Below are 23782 nucleotides of genomic sequence, written 5' to 3' on the forward strand. Positions count from 1 at the left end.
ATGGGTATCTGAATTGTGATTGGAGTGGTTATGGGTGATCGGCACGACTATGTGGCCCTCGAGTGGGTCAAGGGCGAGATTGCCGAAACGCTGAAACAGGCTCATCACGCGATTGAAAACCTGCTCGATGACCCGCAGGCGACGCAAGCGCTGGATGCAAGCCTTTCGTGCATCCACCAGGTTCATGGCAGTTTGCAGATGGTCGAGTTCTACGGCGCGGCATTGCTCGCCGAAGAAATGGAACAACTGGCCATGGCCTTGCAGGGCAACCGTGTCAGCCATCGCGACGAGGCGTTGCACCTGTTGATGCAGGCCCTGGGGCAGTTGCCGATCTACCTGGACCGGGTGCAAGGCGCGCGCCGCGACTTGCCACTGGTGGTGTTGCCACTGATCAATGACCTGCGCAGCGCCCGCGGCGAAAGCCTGCTGTCGGAAACCAGCCTGTTCAGCCCGCAATTGCCCGAGTTGCCAGCGTTGGACGCACAAGCGCTGGCGCAGCTGGAACCGGCCGAATTGCCCGGTGTGCTGCGAAAGCTGCGGCAGATGCTGCAAATGGCGCTGGTCGGATTTTTGCGCGAACAGGACAACGACACCAACCTCGATTACCTGGCCAAGGTATTCACCCGCCTTGAAGCACTGTGCGACAACGCCCCCCTGAGCCCGTTATGGCAGGTGGCATCGGCGCTGGTCGAAGGCATGCAGGGCGGTGCGATCGCCAATAGCCCGGCCTTGCGCAGCCTGTTCAAGGATGCCGACAAGGAACTCAAGCGCCTGCTCGAACAAGGCATGCCCGGTATCAACCAGCCGGCCCCGCCGGAGCTGCTCAAGAGTTTGCTCTTCTATATTGCCAAGGCCGAACATCCCACCGGGCAGATGCTGACCATGAAAGAACGCTACTCACTGGACGACGCGCTGCCCGACAGCGTGATGGTCGATGAAGAACGCGCGCGCCTGGCCGGTCCCGACCGCGACGCCATGCGCTCGGTGCTGGCTGCACTGTGCGAAGAGCTGGTGCGGGTCAAGGAGCGCCTGGACCTGTTCGTGCGCAGTGACCGCCAGCACACTTCCGACCTCGACAGCCTGCTGGCGCCGCTGCGGCAAATCGCCGACACCCTGGCGGTCCTTGGCTTCGGCCAGCCGCGCAAGGTGATCATCGATCAATTGGCGGTGGTGCTCAGCCTCGCTCAGGGTCAGCGCGAACCCAACGATGCGATCCTCATGGACGTTGCAGGGGCCTTGTTGTACGTCGAAGCGACGCTGGCCGGCATGGTCGGTACCGTGGAGCCGGAGAGCCAGGACGACAACCGCCTGCCCACCACCGACCTGACGCAGATCCATCAGATCGTGATCAAGGAGGCCCGCATCTGTTTGCAGCAGGCCAAGGACATGATTGTCGACTACATCGACGCCGATTGGGACCGCCAGCATTTGCAGGCGTTGCCGGCCTTGCTGACCCAGGTGCGCGGGGCGCTGGCGATGATTCCGTTGAGCCGGGCGGCGAGCCTGGTCGAAACCTGCAACCACTTTATTCGCGAGCACCTGTTGCTCGAGCCGGGTCAACCGGGCTGGCAGGAACTGGACAGTCTGGCCGATGTGATCACCAGCATCGAGTACTATCTCGAACGCCTCGGTGATGACCCGCAAGCGCAGGGCGAAAACCTGCTTGATGTCGCGGAAAAAAGCCTGGCGAACCTCGGTTTTTTCCCCAGTGAGCAGCATGTGCCAGTGCTTGATGATGTGCTCAACCCGACCCAGGCGCAGGTCATGCAGATGATGCAGGAGCTGGAGGATCCACAGGTCGTCCAGACCTTGGCCGATGTGCTCGCCAGTCCGGTTTCGACTCTGAATCCGCCCGCGCTGAACACCCCGGGCAGCCTGCTGCCGCCACCCGCGGGCGAAGAGCCGGTGGACGAAGAACTGCGCGAAGTGTTCCTCGAAGAAACCGACGAAGTCCTGGAGATCCTGCGCGATTACTTGCCGCGCTGGTCCGCCAACCCAGACAACCGCTCGGCCCTGAGTGAGTTGCGCCGCGCCTTCCATACCCTCAAGGGCAGTGGCCGCATGGTGCGCGCCCTGGTGCTGGGCGAGCTGGCCTGGGCCGTGGAAAACCTGCTCAATCGCGTACTGGAGAACAGTGTGGAGCCGGGTGCTACGGTGCAGCAACTGATCGGCGATGTGCTGCATCTGCTGCCGGAGCTGGTGGCTGAATACGCCGCCAACGCCCAGCGTCAGCGTAACGATGTCGATCAGTTGGCCGCCCGCGCCCATGCCCTGGCCAAGGGCGATGAACCGGTGTCCGATGAGGATACGCAAGATGTCGCGGCCCTCGATCCGCTGTTGCTGGAGATCTTTCGCAAAGAGGCCGAAACCCACTTGGGCAGCCTCAATCGCTTCCTTGATCAGGCCGCCGAGCATGTGCCGTTGCAGGCCAGCGACGAATTGCAGCGCGCCTTGCACACCCTCAAGGGCAGCGCCTCCATGGCCGGCGTGTTGCCGATTGCCGAACTGGCCGCTCCGCTGGATCAACTGGCTCGGGAATACAAGGCGCACCTGATCGCACTGGATCTGGATGAAGTCGAATTGTTACTGGAGGCAGAAGGACTGTTTCGCCTCGGCTTGCGCCAGCTCAAGCGCGATCCGCTGGCGGAAATTCCCGGTGCCCGGGGTTTGACCGAGCGAGCCAGGGCGCAGCTGGCCGAGCGCCTGGAAAACCTCCTGAGCACACCGAACACCGGGCTGCGAATCAAGCGCGACCCGCAACTGATCAACAACTTCCTCGCCCAGGGCATGGACATCCTGCTGGACGCCGAAAGCCTGTTGCAACGTTGGCAGCAACACCCCGGCGAACGTCAGGAGCTCAGCGCGCTGCTGGACGAATTGACCACCCTCGGCGAAGGCGCCCATCTGGCCGACCTGCACCCGGTGGACGAGTTGTGCGAAGCGTTGCTCGACCTGTACGGTGCCGTGGAAGAAAGCAGCCTGGCGGTCAGCGAGCGGTTTTTCCATGAAGCACAGGGTGCCCACGAAGCACTGATCAACATGCTCGACGAACTGGCTGCCGGTCAGGAAGTCAGCCCGCAGCCGCAACGGATCAGGGCCTTGCGCGAGCTGCTCGACGAGAGCCTTGACCCGTCGGCCATGGGCCTGATCCGCAGCGATGGCAGCCGAAGCCTGAGCATTCGCGAACTGGGTTCTGCCACCAAGGAACTTGAGCGCACGCTACCCCCTGCCCCTGTAGGAGCGAGCTCGCTCGCGATGGACTCAAATGCGCCGCGCTTATCCAATGACAACGCGTCATCGTTAACGCCCATCGCAAGCGAACTCGCTCCTACAGGAGAGGGGCGCGAGCTGGACGATGAAATCGTTGCGATCTTCCTTGAAGAGGCGGTGGACATCCTCGAAAGCGCCGGTCAGGCCTTGCAGCGCTGGTTGCGCGACTCGGACAACGCCGCGCCGCTGTCGTCCCTGCAACGGGATTTGCACACCCTCACAGGCGGTGCACGCATGGCCGGGGTCGGGCCGGTCGGCGATCTGGCCCATGAGCTGGAAAGCCTTTACCAGGGTCTGGTGGACCGTCGTTATGCCTTCAGCGATTCACTGGCGGTGCTGCTCAAACAGAGCCATGAGCGACTGGCGTTGTACCTTGAACAGTTGCAACTCAACCAGCCGCTGGACGATTCCCGTGAGCTGATCGAAGCCATTCGTGCCTACCGTCAAGGGCATGCGGGTGTCGCCGAGGGGACCCGGCAGGCGACCGGCAGCGACGCGGCTGCGCACGATACTGAATTGCTGGAGATCTTTCTCGAGGAAGGTTTCGACATTATCGAAAGCTCCGGGGCGGCGCTTGAGCGCTGGCAGGCCCAGCCTTCGAGTCGTCAGGAAGTGGAAACCCTGCTGCGCGATCTGCACACCCTCAAGGGCGGTGCGCGCATGGTGGAAATCGCCGCGATTGGTGATCTGGCCCATGAACTGGAGTTCCTCTACGAAGGCCTGTCCACCGGCGTGCTGCAACCGACGGAGCCGTTGTTCGCGCTGTTGCAGCGCAGCCATGACCGCCTGGCGCAGATGCTCGATGCGGCCCGCGCCGGTGAGCCGATGCCGCCGGCCGATCGCTTGATCGATGCGATCAAGAACTTCAGCCATCCGGCCGTGCCGGAAACACCCGCGTCGGTTGCGCCGTCGGCCACGCCCAAGCCCGAGCCGCTGGCGCCGCCCTCCGATGCCGGCGCGGACATGGTCAAGGTCTCGGCGGAGTTGCTCGACGATCTGGTCAACCTGGCCGGTGAAACATCGATCTTCCGTGGCCGAATCGAACAACAGGTCAACGATGCGCACATCGCCCTGAATGAAATGGAGACCACTATCGAGCGGATGCGCGACCAGTTGCGCCGCCTCGATACCGAAACCCAGGGGCGGATCCTCAGCCGCCAGCAAGTCGAGGCCGAACGCCTGGGCTACGAGGAATTCGACCCGCTGGAAATGGACCGCCACTCACAGTTGCAGCAACTGTCCCGGGCATTGTTCGAGTCGGCTTCTGACTTGCTCGACCTCAAGGAAACCCTCGAGCGACGCAATCAGGACACGGAAAACCTCCTGCAACAGCAGGGCCGCATCAACACCGAACTGCAGGAAGGCCTGATGCGCACGCGCATGGTGCCGTTCGAACGCATGCTCCCGCGTTTGCAGCGCATCGTCCGGCAGGTGTCCAGCGAACTGGGCAAGGACGTGGACTTCATCGTCGACAACGCCGAAGGCGAGATGGATCGCAACGTTCTCGAACGCATGGCCGCGCCGCTGGAACACATGCTGCGCAACGCCGTCGACCATGGCCTGGAGTCCGTTGAAGTGCGGTTGGCGGCGGGGAAGCCGGCCAAGGGAAAAATCACCCTCGATCTGCTGCGCGAAGGCGGCGACATCATTTTCGACATCCGCGACGACGGCGCCGGTGTACCGCTGGACGCGGTGCGGCGCAAGGCGATCAAGCGCGGCCTGCTCGCCCCGGACAGCATCATCAGTGATCACGACGTGTTGCAGTTCATCCTGCAACCAGGGTTTTCCACCGCCGAAAAAATCACCCAGATCTCCGGGCGCGGCGTCGGCATGGACGTGGTGCACGAAGAGGTGCGACAACTGGGCGGCACCATGAGCATCGACTCGGTGCCCGGGCAGGGCGTGCATTTCCGCATTCGCCTGCCGTTTACCGTTTCGGTCAATCGGGCGTTGATGGTGCAGTGCGGTGAGGACCAATACGCGATCCCGCTCAATACCATCGACGGCATCGTTCGCGTTCTGCCCAATGAACTCGAAGGGTATTTCCGCTTCGATTCGCCAACCTACGAATACGCCGGCCAACATTACGAGCTGTGCTATCTGGGTGAGCTGCTGAAAACCAGCCCGCGCCCGAAGCTGTTGGGCCAGAGCCTGCCATTGCCGGTGTTGCTGGTGCAGTGCAACGAACGGCACATCGCGGTGCTGGTGGATGCCATGGCCGGCACTCGCGAAATCGTGGTCAAGAGCCTGGGGCCGCAATTTGCGGCCGTGCAAGGGGTATCCGGGGCGACGATTCTCGGGGACGGCCGGGTGGTGCTGATTCTGGATTTGCTGGCGCCGATCCGCGCCATGCAGGCCCGTGTGCCCCAGCGTCCGGCGGGGCAAGAGGTCGAGGTCGAACCGCATCGGCCGCTGCTGGTGATGGTGGTCGACGACTCGGTCACTGTGCGCAAGGTCACCAGCCGCTTGCTCGAACGCCACGGCATGAGCGTGCTGACCGCCAAGGACGGAGTCGATGCCATGCTGCTGCTGGAAGAGCACATGCCCGACCTGATGCTGCTGGACATCGAGATGCCGCGCATGGATGGCTTCGAAGTCGCGACCCAGGTGCGCAACGACGAACGCCTGCAACACCTGCCGATCATCATGATCACCTCCCGCACCGGACAGAAACACCGCGACCGCGCCATGGCCATTGGCGTCAACGACTACCTTGGCAAGCCGTACCAGGAATCGGTGCTGCTCGAAAGCATCGCCTTGTGGAGCAAGACCCATGCTTGAGCACCGCACCAGCAACCTCACCGGCCTGCTGCTGCCGTTGGCCGACCGCAACCTGATCCTGCCCAACGTCGCCGTTGCCGAGCTGATCGATTACCAGCAGCCGGGGACGTTCGACCTCGACACGCCGCCGTGGTACCTGGGCCTGGTGACATGGCGTGACCGGCAGATTCCGCTGCTGAGTTTCGAGTCGGCATGCGCGCAGAAAATCGTCATCGGCGAACGCGCGCGGATCGTCATTCTCAACGCCCTGGGCGGGCGCCCCGAGCTGAAATTCATCGCCCTGCTGGTGCAGGGGATTCCGCGCTCTTGCAAGCTCGATAGCCAGTTGAGTTACGTGGATGTGCCGTTGTGTCCGCTGGAGCAGGCAGCGGTACAGGTGGGCGAGCAAGTGGCCAAGGTGCCGGATCTGCTGGCGCTGGAGGCGTTGTTGGTGGATGCCGGATTGACCATCTGATCGCGGACTTGCGTTGACTGCACCGGCCTCTTCGCGAGCAAGCCCGCTCCCACAGGGGACCGCATTCCAAAGTGGGAGCGGGCTTGCTCGCGAAGGCGTCAGTCCAGACAACCATTACCCTGAGCGTAACGATCCACCACTCTGCTTGATTGATACCCCCAACCAACACTCCTAAGGTGACCCCCACGACAGCGAACCCGTGGAGTGGTCATGACAACAACAATATCCCCCGACTCGCGATGGACGCGGCGGCGCAGCGAAAAGCAGCGGCGCCTCGAGCTGGTGCGAGGTCTTGCCGACGGTGTGGTGTTGCCCACCGACAACATCGTCGCGGCGCTTGAAGCGCTGATTCTGCCCGGCGACCGCGTGGTGCTCGAAGGCAACAACCAGAAGCAGGCGGATTTCCTTTCCCGTTCCCTGGCCAAGGCCGACCCCGCGAAGCTGCATGACCTGCACATGATCATGCCCAGCGTCGGACGCTCCGAGCACCTGGATCTGTTCGAACGCGGCATCGCCCGCAAACTCGACTTCTCTTTCGCCGGCACCCAGAGCCTGCGCATCAGCCAGTTGCTCGAAGACGGCCTGCTGGAAGTCGGCGCGATCCACACCTACATCGAACTCTACGCACGGCTGGTGGTGGACCTGATTCCCAACGTCGTGTTGTCGGCCGGGTTCATGGCCGACCGCGCCGGCAACATCTACACCGGGCCGAGCACCGAAGACACCCCGGCGCTGATCGAACCGGCGGCCTTCAGCGACGGCATCGTCATCGTCCAGGTCAACCAGTTGGTGGACGACGTCAGCGACCTGCCGCGCGTCGACATCCCCGCGTCCTGGGTCGACTTCGTGGTGGTGGCCGACAAGCCGTTCTATATCGAACCGCTGTTCACCCGCGACCCTCGGCACATCAAGCCTGTGCACGTGCTGATGGCGATGATGGCGATTCGCGGGATCTACGAAAAACACAACGTGCAATCCCTCAACCACGGCATCGGTTTCAACACCGCTGCCATCGAATTGATTCTGCCGACCTACGGCGAATCCCTCGGCCTCAAAGGCAAGATCTGCCGCAACTGGACGCTCAACCCGCACCCGACGCTGATCCCGGCGATTGAAAGTGGTTGGGTCGAAAGCGTGCATTGCTTTGGCACCGAACTGGGGATGGAGAACTACATTGCGGCGCGGCCGGATGTGTTCTTTACCGGGCGCGACGGCTCCCTGCGTTCCAACCGAATGTTCAGCCAGCTGGCCGGGCAATACGCCGTGGACCTGTTCATCGGCGCGACTTTGCAAGTCGATGGCGACGGTCATTCCTCCACCGTGACCCGCGGACGCCTGGCCGGTTTCGGCGGGGCACCGAACATGGGTCACGACCCACGCGGTCGTCGCCATGGCACGCCGGCCTGGCTCGACATGCGCAATACCGATGTGGCCGAGCCGATGCTCGAACGCGGCAAGAAACTTGTGGTGCAGATGGTCGAGACCTTCCAGGAGGGCGGCAAACCGACCTTCGTCGAAACCCTCGATGCGGTGGATGTGGCGAAGAAAAGCGGCATGCCACTGGCGCCGATCATGGTCTACGGCGACGACGTCACCCACTTGTTGACCGAAGAAGGCATCGCCTATCTGTACAAGGCGCGCTCACTGGAAGAACGCCAGGCGATGATCGCCGCCGTCGCGGGGGTGACCGCCATCGGCCTGCGCCACAACCCCAAAGATACCGCGCGCATGCGCCGCGAAGGCCTGATCGCCTTGCCCGAAGACCTCGGCATCCGCCGCACCGACGCCACCCGCGAACTGCTCGCGGCGAAAAGCGTGGCCGATCTGGTGGAGTGGTCCGGTGGCCTCTACAACCCGCCCGCCAAGTTCAGGAGCTGGTAATGCACGCACTTAACCTGCAACCAAAAAGCCTGAGCCTGAGCCTGGCCGAACGGCTGGCGGACCTGGCAGTGGATGCGTTGATCGACGAGGCTGATCTGTCGCCGAAACCGGCACTGGTCGATCGTCGCGGCAATGGCGCCCACACCGATTTGCACCTGGGGCTGATGCACGCCTCGGCTCTGTCCTTGTGGCCGGCCTTTAAAGAAATGGCGGAAGCCGCCATCGAGTTCGGCGAGATCGGCTTGCCCCTGCGCGAAGCCGTGGGCCGCATTGGTCGCGAAGGTGAGCAAGCCATGCTCGACACCACCGGCGGGGTGAACACCCATCGCGGGGCGATCTGGGCCTTGGGCTTGCTGATCACTGCCGCTGCACTGGAACCTCAATCCTGCAACGCCAATAGCGTGGCGTTGCGGGCGGCGCGGCTGGCCCTGCTCGACGACCGTTTTGCGCCACATCCGCTCAGTCACGGTGCGCAAGTCGCCCAACGCTACGGCGCTCGCGGCGCCCGTGAAGAAGCGCAACTGGGTTTTCCGGCGGTGACCCAACGTGCACTGCCACAACTGCTGCGCAGCCGCGCCGCCGGTCATGGCGAACAGAACGCCCGGCTCGACGCGCTGTTGGCGATCATGACGAGTCTGGCCGACACCTGCGTGCTTTATCGCGCCGGTGAAGAAGGCCTGAACACCATGCAACTGGGCGCCCGGGCGGTGCTCGATGCGGGCGGCAGCGCCAGCCTCGGCGGACGTCGCCGCCTGCATGAGCTGGACCAACAACTCATCGCGTTGAATGCCTCGCCCGGTGGCGCTGCCGACCTGCTCGCAGCCTGCCTGTTCATCGACCGTATCGCGTCTGGCGACGGCCTTATCCAGGGAGTGTTTTGATGGAAACCTTATCCTTTGAATTCCCCGCCGGGCAGCCGCCACGCGGTCGCACCCTGGTGGGTTGTGTCGGCTCTGGCGATCTGGAAGTGCTGATCGAACCGGGTCAGGCCGGCAAGTTGACGATCAATGTGCAGACCTCGGTCAACGGCAGCGAACAACGCTGGCGGCATCTGTTTGCACGGATGTTCGACGGTCAGACACCGCCGGCGATGGACATCGACATCCACGATTTCGGTGCGACACCCGGTGTGGTGCGCCTGCGTCTGGAGCAAGGCTTCGAGGAGATCGGCCATGACTGACAGCGCATCTTTGCTCAACAAGCACAGCTTCGTCGAACTCGGTGCCCGGCAACGGGCCAAGACCCTGCTCGATGCAGGCACCTTCCGCGAACTGCTCGACCCCTTTCAACGGATCATGTCGCCGTGGCTGTCGCGCCAGGGCGTGGTGCCGCAAGCCGACGACGGCGTGGTGATCGCCAAGGGCAATCTCGATGGTTTGCCGGTGGTGATCGCGGCCATCGAAGGAGCGTTCCAGGGTGGCAGCCTCGGTGAAGTCGGCGGAGCAAAAATTGCCGGCGCGCTGGAACTGGCCGCCGAAGACAACCGCAACGGTATCCCGACCCGCGCCGTGCTGCTGCTGGAAACCGGCGGTGTGCGCTTGCAGGAAGCCAACCTCGGCCTGGCGGCCATTGCCGACATCCACGCGGCGATTGTCGATTTGCAGCAGTACCAACCCGTGGTCGGTGTGGTGGCGGGCAGCGTCGGTTGCTTTGGCGGCATGTCGATTGCCGCCGGGTTGTGCAGCTACCTGTTGGTGACCCAGGAAGCGCGGCTCGGCCTGAACGGCCCGCAGGTGATCGAACAGGAAGCCGGACTCGAGGAGTACGACTCCCGCGACCGGCCTTTCATCTGGAGCCTGACCGGTGGCGAGCAACGCTTCGCCAGTGGTCTGGTGGATCGCTATGTTGCCGACGACGTGGCGCAGATCCGCCAGCAGGTGGGTGAGTTACTCCAGCAAGGATTGCCAGCGCAACCGCGTAGCCAACAGGCCGGGTTGTTCCTGCAACGGTTGGCGCGTCTGGATGCCGAACCGCAAATCGAGCCGTCCGTGGTTCGCGATCTGTACCAAGGAGAACGCCCATGAGTTCGTATTCCCTGCGAGGCTTGAACTGGTTCAACGCCTTGAGCGCCGGAGCGAAAGCGGTCGAGGGTTTGCCGGCTTCGCTGAAGGTCGCGGACGCCGTGCTGGGCGATCAGCCTGTGCGTTTCCTCGCGGTGGTGGCCGACCCGGAAAACCGCTTCGTCCGTGCACGTAACGGCGAAGTGGGTTTGCTCGAAGGCTGGGGCCTGGCCAAGGCCGTGGATGAAGTCATTGCCGCCGATCAAAACAAGGCACGCAAGCGCGCTCTGATCGCCATCGTCGACGTGCCGAGCCAGGCTTACGGTCGACGGGAGGAAGCCCTCGGCATTCATCAGGCGCTGGCCGCTGCGGCGGGCAGTTATGCCCGTGCCCGTCTGGCCGGTCATGCGGTGATCGGTTTGCTGGTGGGCAAGGCGATGTCGGGCGCGTTTCTGGCCCACGGCTATCAGGCCAATCGCTTGATCGCCCTGCGCGATCCGGGAGTGATGGTGCACGCCATGGGCAAGGCGTCGGCCGCGCGGGTGACCTTGCGCAGCGTCGAAGAGCTCGAAGCCTTGGCTGCCAGCGTGCCGCCGATGGCCTATGACATCGATAGCTATGCCAGCCTCGGGTTGCTGTGGGAAACCTTGGCGGTGGAGAAGATCGAGCAGCCGACGGCGGCGGATCTGGCGCGGGTGACCGAGTGCCTGCATCAGGCGATTGACGATGTGGCCGCCGCTGGCCGTGATCTGAGCGGTCGGCTGGGTGCGGCCAATCGGGCGGCGTCGAGCAAGGTTCGTCAATTGCTGAGAGCGCAGTGGTGAGCACGCTACTGGCTCACGACCTGCTGTGGGGCATGACCCCGCAGCAGTTGCCTGCGGATGCGCCTGCGTGGGTGATCGAGTCGATCAGTGCCGGCCAGCCGGTGGTGGTCCGTCGCGCCTTGAGCGCGGCGGGGCAGGTGGCCGTGGGCGTGCGCGGGCCGTTGCGCGAACAGCGATTTGCCGCGGTGATGGAAGTCGCCGCCATCACGCGGCGGGTGCAGCCCGAAGAGCTTCGCCATGTTCAAGGCCGGCGCGATTTCCCGGCGCTGCGTGCCTTGGTGCAACTGCGTTCGCACCTCGATGACAGTGGCTGGGTCTGGGGTGTCAGCGGTAGCGCCGGGTTCGAGTTGGCCAGTGGGTTTGCCGCTTTGCACGAGGGCAGCGACCTCGATCTGATCCTGCGTACGCCACGTCCATTGAGTCGTGTCGACGCGCAGGCGTTGGTGGCCATTCTTGATGCCGTCGTGTGCCGCGTGGACCTGCAATTGCAGGCACCGTCGGGCGCCGTTGCCTTGCGCGAATGGGCCGGTGCTTCGTCGCGGGTCCTGCTGAAAAATGCCATTCAAGCCACCCTGGTGACTGATCCGTGGAATCCACAGGAGCAAGCAGCATGAGCAGCTTGCTGGTGTTCCCCGGCCAGGGTGCACAACAACCCGGCATGCTGGCGCGTTTACCTCGGGAAACGTTGAACGAGGCGAGCGACCTGCTCGGTGAAGATGTGACGCAGCTGGATTCTGCCGAGGCGTTGCAGTCGACGAGGGCGGTTCAGCTTTGCCTGCTGATCGCCGGCGTCGCTGCTTCACGCCAGTTGGGCATGGCGCCGGACTACGTGGCCGGCTTGTCGATTGGCGCTTACCCGGCAGCGGTGGTGGCCGGTGCCTTGGGTTTCAGCGATGCGCTGCATCTGGTCAGCCTGCGCGGTGAGCTGATGCAGCAGGCTTATCCACAGGGCTACGGCATGACCGCCATCATCGGCCTCGACCTGGCCACGGTGGAAGGATTACTGGCCCGGGTGCACAGCGCGCAAACGCCGGTTTATCTGGCCAATATCAACGCCGATAACCAGGTGGTGATTGCCGGTAGCGACGCGGCGATGAAGGCGGTGGCCGAGTTGGCGAGAGGTTGCGGAGCCGGCTTGGCCAAGCGTCTGGCCGTGAGCGTGCCGTCCCATTGCCCATTGCTTGAGGCCCCCGCGCAGCGACTGGCCGACGCCTTCGCCAAAGTGTCGCTGCAAACTCCGAAGATGGGCTACCTGAGCGGCAGTCGCGCGCGTCCGCTGATCAAGCCTGAAGCCTTGCGTGACGACCTGGCCTTCAACATGTGCCGCATCGTCGATTGGCGCGGCACGGTACAAAGCGCCTACGAGCGCGGCGTACGTCTACAGATCGAACTGCCGCCCGGTGCGGTGCTGACCGGACTGGCGCGCCGGGTGTTCGAGCAGGGCACCGTGATTGCCTTCGACGGTGCACGGCTCGACACCTTGCAGGCGCTGATGCGTGAGGAGGGAAGCCGCCACCCTTAGATCATCTGACTTAAGGCTTCGCACAACAAAAACAACATTCGAAATGCACTTTGAGGACTACAGCAATGATTATTTACGGTGTGGCGCTGTTGGCGATCTGTACGCTGGCAGGGGTGATCATGGGGGACATGCTCGGGGTGTTGCTGGGTGTGAAGTCAAACGTCGGCGGTGTCGGGATCGCGATGATCCTGCTGATTTGCGCACGGTTGTGGATGCACAACCGTGGCGGCATGACCAAGGATTGCGAGATGGGCGTCGGCTTCTGGGGCGCGATGTACATCCCGGTGGTGGTGGCGATGGCGGCGCAACAAAACGTGGTCACGGCGCTGCATGGTGGTCCGGTGGCGGTGTTGGCAGCGATCGGTTCGGTGGTGATCTGCGGCTGCACCATTGCCCTGATCAGCCGGACCCATAGAGGCGAACCCTTGCCCGATGAACCGGTGGATGTAACGGCGGTTGGCGCACCGGCAGGAGGTCGCTGATATGTGGGAACTCATCAAGAACGGTCTGGAACACAACGGTCTGGTCACCGCATTCGCTTTCGTCGGCGTGATCATGTGGGTGTCAGTAGTGATCTCCAAACGCCTGACCTTCGGGCGTATCCACGGCTCGGCGATTGCCATCGTCATCGGCCTGGTGCTGGCCTGGGTCGGCGGCACGATGACCGGCGGGCAAAAAGGCCTGGCGGACCTGACCCTGTTTTCCGGCATCGGGCTGATGGGCGGCGCCATGCTGCGGGACTTCGCTATCGTCGCCACGGCATTCGAGGTGCAGGCCACTGAAGCGAAAAAAGCCGGCTTGATCGGCGTGATCGCGCTGCTGTTGGGCACGGTGCTCCCGTTTATTGTCGGCGCGTGCATGGCCTGGGCATTCGGTTACCGCGATGCGGTGAGCATGACCACCATCGGCGCCGGTGCGGTGACCTACATTGTCGGGCCGGTGACCGGCGCGGCCATTGGCGCCAGTTCCGATGTGGTGGCGCTGTCGATTGCCACCGGTCTGATCAAGGCGATTCTGGTGATGGTGGGTACGCCGATGGCGGCGCGCTGGATGGGCCTGGACAATCCGCGCTCGGCGATGGTGTTCGGTGGGCTGGCCGGGACGGTCAGTGGTGTGACTGCCGGTTTGGCGGCGACGGATCGGCGCCTGGTGCCTTATGGCGCGCTGACCGCGACATTCCACACCGGGTTGGGCTGCTTGCTGGGGCCTTCGTTGTTGTACTTCATTGTTCGCGGGATTGTCGGGTAGTCCGCTGCATCGTCATTGAATGTTCAGACGTCATCGCGAGCAAGTTCACTCCCACAGGGAATAGCATTCCTATGTGGGAGCGAGCTTGCTCGCGATGGGGTCGATAAGGTCTCAAGCCTGCCGATTGGCATACATCCGACACTCCGCCAGCAACGCCAGCAGATTCGGATCACGCTCCTTGGCTTTCAGGAACACCACGCCAATGTGCTGCTGCAACCGGTACTTTTCCTGCAACGGGATCAGCTTCACCCGGTTCTCGTACACCGCCGCAATCCGCCCCGGCAGCAACGCATAACCCACGCCCGAACTGACCATGCTCAGCAGGGTGAAGATGTCGTTGACCTGCATCGCCACCTTCGGTTCGAACCCTGCCTGCTCGAATACCCGCTTGCCGTCCTGATGTGTGGCGAAGCCCTGGGTCAGGGTGATGAAGGTTTCGTCGCGGACCTCGGCCAGGTCGACTTCGGTTCGCTGGGCAAACTTCGAGTCGGCGGGGGTGGCGAGGAAGATGTCGTCGGAAAACAGCGGGATCTGCTCGCAATCCGGGTCGTTGACACTGTCGTCCAGCGACACCAGGGCCGCATCGACTTCCATGTTCTTGAGCTTGTAGAGCAGGTCGATGTTGGAGCCCAGAATCAGGTCGATGTTGAGCTCGCTGCGGCGGATCTTCAAACCCATGATTAGTTGCGGCACGGTCTTGACCGTCAGTGAATACAGCGAACCCAGCTTGAAACGCTCGGCGGAGAACCCGGCGGCTTCGCGGGTCAGGCGCACGCTTTCGACGACATCCTGAATCAGCTTCTGCGCCCGCTCTTCCAGCACATAAGCGCTTTCCAGCGGCGTCAGGCTGCGGCCCTCGTGCTTGAACAGGGGGCAGCGCAGGGCGCTTTCCAGGGAATGGATCGCCCGATGCACGCTGACGTTACTGGTCTGCAACTCGGCAGCGGCCCGCGCCAGGTTGCCGGTGCGCATGAAAGCCAGGAACACCTCGAGTTTTTTCAGGGTCAACTCTTCATCGATCAGCATGGGGCGGACTCTTTTTGGAATGACTCGATTGTGCCCAATTACTCCGGGCCCGTCGTACAGAAACATTGCGCTTTTACGCTTCAAGCCTGAGCCTTGCGCTCTGCGGTAACGAATTTCGAGGTGAGCAACGCATGTATCACGGGGAAAGACTGAACGCCTGGACGCATCTTGTCGGGGCCGTGGCGGCGTTTATCGGCGGGGTGTGGCTGATTGTGCTGGCCAGTCTCGACGGCAGTCCGTGGAAGATTGTCAGCATGGCGATCTACGCCTTTACCCTGATAGTGCTTTACAGCGCGTCGACCGTGTACCACAGCGTGCGCGGGCGCAAGAAAGCGATCATGCAGAAGGTCGATCACTTTTCGATCTACCTGTTGATCGCCGGCAGTTACACGCCGTTCTGTCTGGTGACCCTGCGCGGGCCGTGGGGCTGGACGTTGTTCGGGATTGTCTGGGGACTGGCGCTGATCGGCATCCTGCAAGAGATAAAGCCGCGTTCGGAAGCGCGGATTCTGTCGATCGTGATTTATGCGGTGATGGGCTGGATTGTACTGGTGGCGGTCAAGCCGCTGCTCGCGGCGCTGGGCGGCGCCGGGTTTGCGTGGCTGGCATCGGGCGGGGTGTTGTACACCGTGGGGATTATCTTTTTTGCCCTCGATCATCGCCTGCGCCATGCCCACGGGATCTGGCATCTGTTCGTGATCGCCGGGAGCCTGCTGCACTTTGTGGCGATTTTGTTTTATGTCCTTTAAGGCTGTACCGGGACCAGGCGATCCAACTGCTCCCGGGCTCGCCGGCTGAATACCTGCAACAGATCGTTCAAGGTGTGGGGCGGTGGTTCGGCGGCGCGGGTCACTGCGTACAGGGTAATGGGTAACGGCGGTGCCAGAGGGCGGATCGTTGTGGTGGCGGGAGAGGCGCCAAGGGCGGTGAACGGATCGATCACCGCCAGGCCCGCGCCAGATTCCACCATCGCCCGTGCCAGTGAGTAGGTTTGCACGGCGATGCGTACCCGGGGCGGGGGTTCGACCGCTTCCAGGTAACTGTCGAGCCGCGCGGCCAGCGGATCGGCGCTGGATAAACCGATCAGCGGCGCATCCGCCAACGCCATCAGTGGCAACGGTTTACCCACCTCTTCCTGAGGCCAGTAACCACTCGGCGCCAGCGCCACCAGCACGCCGGACGCCAGCGCCTGGGCCTTGAGCCCCGGGTGATCCGGGCGTTGCAGGGTCAGGGCGACATCCACTTCGCGCATCAACAGGTTCTGCACCAGTTCGCGACTGTGGGCGCTGGAGAGTTCGCAAACGATGTCCGGGTAACGCCCGGTCCATTCGTGAATGGCCGGTGGCAGCAATGACAGGGCCAGCGCCGGGGTGGCACCGATGCGCAGGCTGTGGCCAGGTTCGCGGCGCAGGCTCTGCGCCAGGCGTCGTACGCCTTGCAGGCTTTCGCTGACCTTGTCCACTTCGCGCTCCAGCTCCAGCGCTTCCGGGGTTGCCTGCAACTTGCCGCGCACCCGCAGGAACAACGGGAAGCCCAATTGCTGCTCGGCGTGCTGCAACACCTTGCTCACCGCCGGCTGCGAGACATGCAGCAATTGCGCGGCGGCGCTGATTGAACCGGTCTGGCGGATGGCCTGGAAAATTTCGATATGGCGAAGGCGCATGGCAAGTCCATAACCTTTGTTTATGGGTTTGCCATCTTTATGCATTGTTCAACGTCTGTCACCTGGCTCTAACCTTGGTGTCGTCTTCACAACGGTTTTAAGGACGGACATGGCTCAGCGTGTGTGCATCATCGGTGGCGGCGTGATTGGCCTGGCAACGGCCTATGCGCTGGTACGCGACGGCTTCGAGGTGACGGTGGTCGAGGCACGGGACTCGCTGGGCAGCGAAACCAGCTTTGCCAACGGCGGCCAGTTGTCCTATCGCTATGTCGCGCCCCTGGCCGACGCCGGTGTGCCTTTGCAAGCCATCGGCTGGATGTTGCGCGGAGACTCACCGCTGAAGCTGCGCCCGCGCTTCGACCCGGCCCAGTGGCGCTGGATGGCGTCGTTCCTCGGCGCCTGCCGCCGCTCGGTCAACCGCGAGAACGCCGCGCACTTGCTGCGCCTGGCGTTGTTCAGCCAGGACACATTGAAGTCCTGGCGCGAGGATGATGGACTGGCGGGATTCCAGTGGCGGCGCAATGGCAAACTGGTGACTTTCCGCCAGAACAGCAGCTTCGAGCATGCGCGCCAAGGCCTGGCCGACCCGCAGCAACAGCAAGTGTTGTCGCCGGCCGAATGCGCGCAACTGGAACCGGCGCTGATCGATGCGCCCTTTGTCGGGGCGATCTACACCCCGGACGAAGAGGTTGGTGACTGCCACGGCTTCTGCCAGCAACTGGCCGCACGACTGAAGGCGTCCGGCCGTTGCGAATTTCTCCTCGGGCAAGCAGTGACCGGCATTCGCCACAGCAACGGCAGTGTCAACGCCATCGAACTGGGCGGGCAATTGCTACCGGTCGATCAACTGGTGATCGCTGCCGGTCACCGCAGTCCGTTGTTGGCGCTACCCGGGCTGCAACTGCCGCTTTATCCGCTCAAGGGCTACAGCCTGACCGTGCCGATCGGTGCCGGTCACCGGGCACCGGACGTGAGCATCACCGACTACGACCGCAAGATCGTCTACGCCCGCATCGGTAAGCAATTGCGAGTGGCGGCGATGGTCGACATCGTCGGCTTCGACCCTGCGTTGGACCCCAAGCGTCTGGCGCTGATCAAGCGTCAGGCCCATGACACCTTTCCAAATGCCGGCGCCTATGACGAAGCCGTCGAGTGGGCCGGCATGCGCCCGGCCACCCCCAGCGGCGTGCCGCTACTGGGCGCGACGGCGTATCGCAACCTGTGGCTCAACCTCGGCCACGGCGCGCTGGGTTTCACCCTGGCATGCGGCAGCGGACGCTTGCTCAGCGAGCTGATCGGCGAGCGCCGGCCTTCCATTGACCTTCAGGGTTTCAGCCACCGGGCTGCCTGAATACTGATTTCAGAAGAGGACACTGCAATGACCATTACCCGACTGCACAGCAACCCGCGCCTGTCTGGCGCCGTGACCTTTGGCGACCTGGTGTTTCTCTCCGGGCAGGTGCCGGGCGATGCCCTGGATGCCACCGGCCAGACCCGCGAAGTGCTGGCGAAAATCGATACCTTGCTGGCGGAGGCGGGCAGCGACAAGGATCATCTGCTCAGCGCGACCATTTACCTGAAGAACATCACCGAGGATTTCGCCGCGATGAACGAGGTCTGGTCGGCCTGGCTATCGCCAGGACAGGCACCGAGCCGCACCACCGTGCAGGCCGAACTGGCCCGCCCGCAGGTGCTGGTGGAAATCACCGTCATCGCTGCACGCGTCTGATAAACCAACACCCACAACGGAGAATAACAATGCAAAAAATCACGTTGCTCGCTTGTACGCTTGGCCTGTTGCTCGGCAGTCAGGTTCAGGCCAATGAAGCGCCGCTGACCGGCACCCTGAGCAAGATCGCCAGCGCCAACAGCATCACCCTGGGCTATCGCGATGCTTCGGTGCCGTTCTCCTACGTGGGTGATCACAGCGGCAAGCCGATGGGTTACTCGGTGGATCTGGCGGGCAAGATCGTCGAGCGTATCCAGCAGCAACTGGCGCTGCCGGACCTGAAGGTGAAGTACAACCTGGTGACCTCGCAGACCCGCATTCCACTGGTGCAGAACGGCACCGTTGACCTGGAGTGCGGCTCCACCGGCGTGACCGCCGAACGGCAGAAGCAGGTGGCGTTCTCCTATGGCTTCATCTACGTCAAAGGCCAGTTGCTGACCGCGAAGGACAGCGGGATCAAGAATTTCGCTGACCTGCGCGGCAAGAACGTGGTGACTACCGCCGGCACCACCAACGAGCGCTTCCTGAAAAGCTATAACGTTGATCACAAGATCGACATGTTCGTGATCAGCGCCAAGGACCACGGCGAAGCCTTCCAGATGCTGCAGTCGGGCCGGGCGGCGGCGTTCTACATGGACGACGCGCTGCTCTACGGTGAGCGCGCCAAGGCCAATGACCCGCACAAGTGGGTGGTGGTCGGGGAGGAGCAATCGCGGGAGATCTACAGCTGCATGGTGCGCAAGGACGATCCGCAGTTCCTGGCGCTGGTCAACGGCGCGTTGGCGGATCTGTACAGCTCGGGCGAGATCAATGGCATCTACCAACGCTGGTTCGAGCAGCCGATCCCGCCGAAGGGTTTGAACCTTGAGTTCCCGATGACCAGCGAACTCAAGGCGATCATTGCCAAACCGGTGAGTGATCCGGTGCAGTAGCCTAGAAATCACCCCAGAGTTGCTGGGCCACCGCCAGTGCAACAACCGGTGCGGTTTCGGTGCGCAACACCCGTGGACCGAGGCGGGCGGCGTGGAAGCCGCCGGCCTTGGCCTGATCGACTTCGGCATCGGACAAACCACCCTCCGGGCCGATCAGGAATGCCAGACTTGAAGGTTTGGCGTGGCTCACCAACGGTTCGGCCACCGGGTGCAGCACCAATTTCAACTCGGCTTGTGTCTGCTTCAACCAGTCAGTCAGCAACAGCGGCGGATGAATCACCGGCACCCTTGAACGCCCGCACTGTTCGCATGCGCTGATCGCCACCTGGCGCCAGTGCAGCAGGCGTTTGTCGGCGCGCTCGTCCTTGAGTCGGACTTCGCAGCGCTCTGTGAAGATCGGGGTGATTTCAGTGACGCCCAGTTCCGTGGCTTTCTGGATCGCCCAGTCCATGCGTTCACCCCGGGACAGGCCCTGGCCGAGATGGATTTGCAGCGGCGACTCGATCTGCCCGGCGAAGCATTCATCGACCTGCACCACGACGCGCTTTTTACCGACGTCGACCAGCCTGGCGCGAAACTCCTGGCCCGAACCGTCGAACAACTGCAACGCATCGCCCTCGGCCATGCGCAGCACTCGGCTGATGTAGTGGGCCTGGGCTTCGGGCAACTCGTGCTCGCCGATGCTCAGGGGGGCGTCGATGAAGAAGCGGGACAGTCTCATGCTGGGTCTCTGAAAAAGGGTGTTGGTCATGGAACGGTGGGGACTTCTGTGGGAGCGAGCTTGCTCGCGATGACGATCTGACATTCACCATTGATGGTGGCTGGAAGACCGCTATCGCGAGCAAGCTCGCTCCCACATTGACCGCATCATCAGCCCGGATCACGGAACCCCGGGTGGAAGTCCTTCGGCACCGCCACGCTGACGCTGTCACGGGTCGCGATGTCGATCCCTTCGCTGGCCACTTCGGCAAGGAAGTCGATCTGCTCCGGGGTGATCACATACGGCGGCAGGAAATACACCACGCTGCCCAATGGACGCAGTAAGGCACCGCGCTCCAGGGCGTGCTGGAACACCTTCAGGCCGCGACGTTCCTGCCACGGCCAAGCCTCTTTGCTGGCCTTGTCCTTGACCATCTCGATGGCCAGCACCATGCCCGTCTGGCGCACTTCGGACACGTTCGGGTGGTCGACCAGATGCGCCGTCGACGTAGCCATGCGCTGCGCCAGGGCCTTGTTGTTCTCGATGACGTTGTCTTCTTCGAAGATGTCCAGGGTCGCCAGGGCCGCCGCGCACGCCAGCGGGTTGCCGGTGTAGCTGTGGGAGTGCAGGAAGGCGCGCAGGGTCGGATAGTCGTCGTAGAAGGCGCTGTAGACTTCGTCGGTGGTCATGCACGCCGCCAGCGGCAGATAGCCGCCGGTCAGGGCTTTGGAAAGGCACAGGAAATCAGGGCGGATGCCGGCCTGTTCGCAGGCGAACATCGTCCCGGTGCGGCCGAAGCCGACGGCGATTTCGTCGTGGATCAGGTGCACGCCGTAGCGGTCGCAGGCTTCTCGCAGCAATTTGAGGTACACCGGGTGGTACATGCGCATGCCACCGGCGCCCTGGATCAGCGGCTCGACGATCACCGCCGCGACCGTGTCGTGGTTTTCGGCCAGGGTCTGCTCCATGGCGGCGAACATGTTGCGCGAGTGTTCTTCCCAGCTCATGCCTTCGGGGCGCAGGTAGCAATCCGGGCTCGGCACCTTGATGGTGTCCATCAACAGCGCTTTGTAGGTCTCGGTGAACAGCGGCACATCACCCACCGACATCGCCGCCATGGTTTCGCCGTGGTAGCTGTTGGTCAGGGTGACGAAGCGCTTCTTGTTCGGCTGACCGCGATTGAGCCAGTAGTGAAAGCTCATTTTCAGCGCGACTTCGATGCAGGACGAGCCGTTATCGGCGTAGAAGCACCGGGTCAGGCCTTCCGGCGTCAGCTTCACCAGGCGCTCGGACAACTCGATCACCGGTTGATGACTGAAGCCGGCCAGGATCACATGTTCGAGCTGGTCGACCTGGTCCTTGATGCGCTGGTTGATCCGCGGGTTGGCGTGTCCGAACACATTGACCCACCAGGAGCTGACCGCATCGAGGTAGCGCTTGCCTTCGAAGTCTTCCAGCCACACGCCTTCCCCGCGCTTGATCGGGATCAGCGGCAGTTGTTCGTGATCTTTCATCTGGGTGCAGGGATGCCACAGCACGGCGAGATCGCGTTGCATCCACTGATTATTCAGGCCCATTTTCACTCTCCTGGAGGCGGTCCGTTACCTGCGCGGACAAACAATCGCGCAAGCCTATGCAATGCGTGCCGCGGGGACAACCCATTGTGTCGAATGAGCTACTTTGTACAGGCCGATAGACGTTGCTGGCGGGCGTCTGAAGGCTGACGTATCCTTCGCGGCTCTTGAGCCGTCTGGCTCGCAAAAACTACTGTTTTCCTCGTGTGATTCCGGAGTTCGCTGAATGTCTGTCGGTTGGCTGCGCGCCTGTGCGCTGGTGATGTTGGGGCTGTTCAGCGTGTCTGCGCTGGCCAAGGATAAAACCGCGATCGTGATCGGCGGCGGCCTGTCGGGCCTGACTGCCGCGTACGAGCTGCAGAACAAGGGCTGGCAGGTCACGCTGCTGGAAGCCAAGTCGAGCCTGGGCGGCCGTTCCGGCATGGCCACCAGCGAGTGGATCGGCAACGACAAGGTCCAGCCGGTGCTGAACAAGTACGTTTCGAACTTCAAGCTGAGCACCACGCCAGCCCCTGAATTCGTGCGGACGCCAAGCTACCTGATCGATGGCGAGTATTTCTCCGCCGCCGATCTGGCGACCAAGCAGCCAGCTACCGCCGAGGCGCTCAAGCGTTTCGACAAAACCGTGGACGATCTGGCGCGCTCGATCGACGACCCGCTGAACCCGGCTGCCAACAACACGCTGCACGCGCTGGATCAGATCAACGTGTCGAGCTGGCTCGACAAGCAGAACCTGCCGGCCACTGCCCGCCAGTTGATCAACCAACAGATCCGTACCCGCTACGACGAACCTTCGCGCTTGTCGCTGCTGTACTTCGCGCAGCAGAGCCGCGTCTACCGTGGCGTCTCCGATCGTGACCTGCGTGCTTCGCGCCTGGTCGGTGGCAGCCCGGTGCTGGCCCAGGCCTTCGTCAAGCAGCTGAAAACCATTAAGACCGCTTCCCCGGTCTCGGCCATCAGCCAGGACAAGGACGGCGTCACCGTCAAGGTCGGCAGCGTCGGCTACCAGGCCGACTACGTGGTGCTGGCTGTGCCGTTGCGCGCCCTGAACAAGATCCAGATGACCCCGGCGCTGGACGCACAGCACCTGGCGGCGATCAAGGGCACCAACTACGGTTGGCGCGACCAGATCATGCTCAAGTTCAAGACGCCGGTGTGGGAAAGCAAGGCGCGCATGTCCGGCGAGATCTACAGCAACACCGGCCTGGGGATGTTGTGGGTCGAGCCTGCCCTGAAGGGCGGTGCCAACGTGGTGATCAACCTGTCCGGCGACAACGCCCGCGTCATGCAGGCGTTCGGCGACAAGCAGATGGCCGATCAGGTACTGATTCGCCTGCACGCTTTTTATCCACAGGCCCGTGGTTCGTTCACCGGTTATGAAATCCGTCGCTACAGCACCGACCCGTCGACTGGCGGTGCCTACCTGGCCTTCGGCCCGGGCCAGATCAGCAAGTTCTGGCGCCTGTGGGAGCGCCCGATTCAGCGCGTAGCCTTCGCTGGCGAACACACCGACACCCTGTACCCGGGCACCCTGGAAGGCGCGCTGCGTACTGGCCAGCGTGCGGCCAGCCAGGTTGAAGACCTGGCGGCAGGCAAGTCGTTCGAACCGGCGAAAGTGGGTCCGGCCGCTGCAGCGGCGGGCGCTGGTGCTGTGGTGGCGAAGAAAGGCAATTTCTTCAGCAACCTGTTCGGCGGCTCGGATGACGAGAAGAAACCAGAGCCAGTCAAGGCACCTGAGCCGGTAGTACCGGCAACTCCGGCACCTGCTCCAGCACCGATTGCTGCACCGGCACCGGTCGAACCACCGAAGCCTGTGGCACCGGTGAAAACCGAGCCTGCGAAGAAGGCACCGGCCAAGGCCCCAGCCAAGACCGAAACGAAAAAAGCCCCGGCCAAGGCTCCGGTGAAGAAAGCCGAGACGGCGAAGAAGCCAGCGGCCAAACCTGCGACGGACACTGTGACCAAGGCTCAGTAACGTTCAGGTGTAAAAAAAGCGCGGCCCCAGGGTCGCGCTTTTTTTTGCCATCAAATATCAACCATCCGGTTTGGCTGTGCGGTCCTACATGCTGCTGCAATGCATCAGAAGCTTCTCACAAAAGATTCGGAGCTAAATGATAGCTGGCTCCAGATCTTTGACTTTATGTTCTTCAGATAACGGGAGGATATATGAAATCACTA

The 23782-nt window shown here is 62.8% G+C and carries 20 protein-coding genes; 16 read left to right on the forward strand and 4 right to left on the reverse strand.

What is annotated here, in order from left to right:
- Positions 1 to 30 precede the first annotated feature (30 nt).
- The 11 genes from AC1RP7_RS05525 (at position 31) to madM (ending at position 13980) form a co-directional block, all read left to right on the forward strand.
- A complete protein-coding gene (locus AC1RP7_RS05525; protein WP_493181358.1) occupies positions 31 to 6051 on the forward strand; it encodes an Hpt domain-containing protein in 6021 nt (2006 codons plus the stop codon).
- Positions 6044 to 6505 (forward strand): chemotaxis protein CheW, encoded by a 462-nt coding sequence (locus AC1RP7_RS05530; protein ID WP_090451931.1) that lies wholly within the window; start codon positions 6044 to 6046, stop codon positions 6503 to 6505. Before AC1RP7_RS05525 ends, AC1RP7_RS05530 begins: the two co-directional genes overlap by 8 nt.
- 210 nt (positions 6506 to 6715) lie before the next feature.
- Positions 6716 to 8386 (forward strand): malonate decarboxylase subunit alpha, encoded by a 1671-nt coding sequence (gene mdcA / locus AC1RP7_RS05535; protein ID WP_008001151.1) that lies wholly within the window; start codon positions 6716 to 6718, stop codon positions 8384 to 8386.
- Positions 8386 to 9267: a triphosphoribosyl-dephospho-CoA synthase gene (locus AC1RP7_RS05540; RefSeq protein ID WP_218494702.1), complete on the forward strand. Its 882-nt coding sequence runs from the start codon at positions 8386 to 8388 to the stop codon at positions 9265 to 9267. The genes mdcA and AC1RP7_RS05540 overlap by 1 nt, the downstream gene beginning before the upstream one ends.
- Complete coding sequence (locus AC1RP7_RS05545; RefSeq protein ID WP_057712932.1) at positions 9267 to 9566, forward strand: malonate decarboxylase subunit delta; 300 nt, start codon at positions 9267 to 9269, stop codon at positions 9564 to 9566. The genes AC1RP7_RS05540 and AC1RP7_RS05545 overlap by 1 nt, the downstream gene beginning before the upstream one ends.
- On the forward strand, positions 9559 to 10410 hold the full coding sequence (locus tag AC1RP7_RS05550; RefSeq protein WP_218494703.1) for a biotin-independent malonate decarboxylase subunit beta: 852 nt from the start codon (positions 9559 to 9561) through the stop codon (positions 10408 to 10410). Before AC1RP7_RS05545 ends, AC1RP7_RS05550 begins: the two co-directional genes overlap by 8 nt.
- Complete coding sequence (gene mdcE / locus AC1RP7_RS05555; protein ID WP_218494704.1) at positions 10407 to 11210, forward strand: biotin-independent malonate decarboxylase subunit gamma; 804 nt, start codon at positions 10407 to 10409, stop codon at positions 11208 to 11210. Before AC1RP7_RS05550 ends, mdcE begins: the two co-directional genes overlap by 4 nt.
- On the forward strand, positions 11204 to 11824 hold the full coding sequence (locus AC1RP7_RS05560; RefSeq protein ID WP_493181357.1) for a malonate decarboxylase holo-ACP synthase: 621 nt from the start codon (positions 11204 to 11206) through the stop codon (positions 11822 to 11824). The genes mdcE and AC1RP7_RS05560 overlap by 7 nt, the downstream gene beginning before the upstream one ends.
- Complete coding sequence (gene mdcH / locus AC1RP7_RS05565) at positions 11821 to 12732, forward strand: malonate decarboxylase subunit epsilon (protein ID WP_493181356.1); 912 nt, start codon at positions 11821 to 11823, stop codon at positions 12730 to 12732. The genes AC1RP7_RS05560 and mdcH overlap by 4 nt, the downstream gene beginning before the upstream one ends.
- 65 nt (positions 12733 to 12797) lie before the next feature.
- Positions 12798 to 13214, forward strand: coding sequence for a malonate transporter subunit MadL (gene madL, locus AC1RP7_RS05570; RefSeq protein WP_090451919.1), 417 nt, complete (start codon positions 12798 to 12800; stop codon positions 13212 to 13214).
- Between the two features lies 1 nt (position 13215).
- Complete coding sequence (gene madM, locus AC1RP7_RS05575) at positions 13216 to 13980, forward strand: malonate transporter subunit MadM (protein WP_057712938.1); 765 nt, start codon at positions 13216 to 13218, stop codon at positions 13978 to 13980.
- A 111-nt stretch (positions 13981 to 14091) separates the two neighbouring features.
- Here madM and AC1RP7_RS05580 read toward each other — a convergent pair whose 3' ends face one another.
- Positions 14092 to 15006, reverse strand: coding sequence for a LysR family transcriptional regulator (locus tag AC1RP7_RS05580; RefSeq protein ID WP_057712939.1), 915 nt, complete (start codon positions 15004 to 15006; stop codon positions 14092 to 14094).
- 131 nt (positions 15007 to 15137) lie between these two features.
- Between AC1RP7_RS05580 and trhA the strand changes: the two genes are divergently transcribed.
- On the forward strand, positions 15138 to 15755 hold the full coding sequence (gene trhA / locus AC1RP7_RS05585; protein WP_493181355.1) for a PAQR family membrane homeostasis protein TrhA: 618 nt from the start codon (positions 15138 to 15140) through the stop codon (positions 15753 to 15755).
- Here trhA and AC1RP7_RS05590 read toward each other — a convergent pair.
- The gene (locus AC1RP7_RS05590; protein WP_429521783.1) at positions 15752 to 16669 is read right to left on the reverse strand and encodes a LysR family transcriptional regulator; all 918 of its coding nucleotides are present in this window, start codon (positions 16667 to 16669) and stop codon (positions 15752 to 15754) included. The two genes, trhA and AC1RP7_RS05590, sit on opposite strands and share 4 nt — an antisense overlap.
- Before the next feature lie 109 nt (positions 16670 to 16778).
- Here AC1RP7_RS05590 and AC1RP7_RS05595 point away from each other — a divergent pair, with 109 nt between their 5' ends.
- The 3 genes from AC1RP7_RS05595 to AC1RP7_RS05605 are packed head-to-tail and all read left to right on the forward strand — an operon-like array spanning position 16779 to position 19330.
- Positions 16779 to 18020, forward strand: coding sequence for a D-amino acid dehydrogenase (locus AC1RP7_RS05595; protein ID WP_493181354.1), 1242 nt, complete (start codon positions 16779 to 16781; stop codon positions 18018 to 18020).
- Between the two features lie 27 nt (positions 18021 to 18047).
- Entirely contained in the window at positions 18048 to 18398 is a 351-nt protein-coding gene (locus AC1RP7_RS05600; RefSeq protein WP_057712943.1) for a RidA family protein, read from the forward strand.
- Positions 18399 to 18427: 29 nt separating this feature from the next.
- Positions 18428 to 19330, forward strand: a complete 903-nt coding sequence (locus AC1RP7_RS05605; RefSeq protein ID WP_218494709.1) for a transporter substrate-binding domain-containing protein — start codon at positions 18428 to 18430, stop codon at positions 19328 to 19330.
- 1 nt (position 19331) lies between these two features.
- On the opposite strand, the gene AC1RP7_RS05610 is transcribed toward AC1RP7_RS05605, so the two are convergent.
- Together AC1RP7_RS05610 and AC1RP7_RS05615 are read right to left on the reverse strand one after the other, a co-directional pair.
- Positions 19332 to 20051 carry a 16S rRNA (uracil(1498)-N(3))-methyltransferase gene (locus AC1RP7_RS05610; protein ID WP_090451906.1) on the reverse strand — a complete coding sequence of 240 codons (720 nt, stop codon included), beginning with the start codon at positions 20049 to 20051 and terminating at the stop codon, positions 19332 to 19334.
- 149 nt (positions 20052 to 20200) lie between these two features.
- Complete coding sequence (locus AC1RP7_RS05615) at positions 20201 to 21607, reverse strand: adenosylmethionine--8-amino-7-oxononanoate transaminase (protein ID WP_090451904.1); 1407 nt, start codon at positions 21605 to 21607, stop codon at positions 20201 to 20203.
- A 223-nt stretch (positions 21608 to 21830) separates the two neighbouring features.
- On the opposite strand from AC1RP7_RS05615, the gene AC1RP7_RS05620 reads away from it, so the two are divergent.
- Positions 21831 to 23579: a flavin monoamine oxidase family protein gene (locus AC1RP7_RS05620; protein ID WP_493181353.1), complete on the forward strand. Its 1749-nt coding sequence runs from the start codon at positions 21831 to 21833 to the stop codon at positions 23577 to 23579.
- The last annotated feature ends 203 nt before the right edge of the window (positions 23580 to 23782 follow it).

The sequence above is a fragment of the Pseudomonas sp. GW822-FHT01E03 genome, from assembly GCF_058802985.1.